Source organism: Streptomyces sp. CAI-85 (genome assembly GCF_013363615.1).
GTDB lineage: Bacteria > Actinomycetota > Actinomycetes > Streptomycetales > Streptomycetaceae > Streptomyces > Streptomyces antibioticus_B.
In genome coordinates this window covers 1-758 of the sequence record NZ_JAANNX010000231.1, presented here as the reverse complement: position 1 = coordinate 758, position 758 = coordinate 1, and the positions used below count along the sequence as shown (strand labels likewise).

Sequence of the window (758 nt, the reverse complement as noted above, 5' to 3'; positions counted from 1 at the left end):
TTCGCACGTCGGCGAAATCGACATGCCACCTACGGTGCCGTTGTAAACCCCTCTGGGCATTTTGCGAAGGTTGAGATACCTCGTACGGCCGAGTATTCGGCGCGGGTGCGGTCATTCCGGCGAGGTGTGCGCGTCAGGTACGTTTGTCCTCATGAATACGGGGAGTGACGACGCCGGTTCCACCGCGGTGGCGGAGGGTGAGGCGCAGAAGAAGCCCGAGCGGCGGCTCGGGTCGCGGGCGCCGCGGTTCATCCGGCGCAGCCGGACCCTGCACCTGAGCTGGCAGGTGGGCGTCTTCGTGGTGGGCCTGGCCGTCGTGGTGGCGGGTGTGCTGATGCTGGCCCTGCCCGGGCCGGGATGGCTGGTGATCTTCGCCGGCATGGCCATCTGGTCCACGGAGTTCGTCTGGGCGCAACTGGCGCTGCGCTGGACGCGCCGGAAGGTCACCGAGGCGGCCCAGCGCGCGCTCGACCCGAAGGTCCGCCGCCGGAACCTCATCCTGACCTCGGTCGCCGTGGTGATCGGCGCCGCGCTCTGTGCCCTGTACCTGTGGCGCTTCGGGCTGACGATGCCCTGGAACATCACCTGGTGAGCCCGGCCTGTGCCGGCCGTCCGGCCGGTGCGCGCGGGGGTGTCGGGGGCACCCGCTGACATGCGGTAATGTTCTCTCTGCGCCCGGGCGATTAGCTCAGTGGGAGAGCGCTTCGTTCACACCGAAGAGGTCACTGGTTCGAACCCAGTATCGCCCACCCCGGGAC

The 758-nt window shown here is 68.5% G+C and carries 1 protein-coding gene and 1 tRNA gene; both read left to right on the top strand.

What is annotated here, in order from left to right:
* Positions 1-151: 151 nt before the first annotated feature.
* Entirely contained in the window at positions 152-592 is a 441-nt protein-coding gene (locus tag G6W55_RS37980) for a TIGR02611 family protein (RefSeq protein WP_033238344.1), read from the top strand.
* Between the two features lie 85 nt (positions 593-677).
* Positions 678-749 (top strand) — tRNA-Val (locus G6W55_RS37975).
* Positions 750-758 lie beyond the last annotated feature (9 nt).

Coding starts and splice junctions, on each gene's coding strand:
- G6W55_RS37980 (WP_033238344.1), top strand. CDS start 152: ATGAATACGGGGAGTGACGACGCCGGTTCCACCGCGGTGGCGGAGGGT.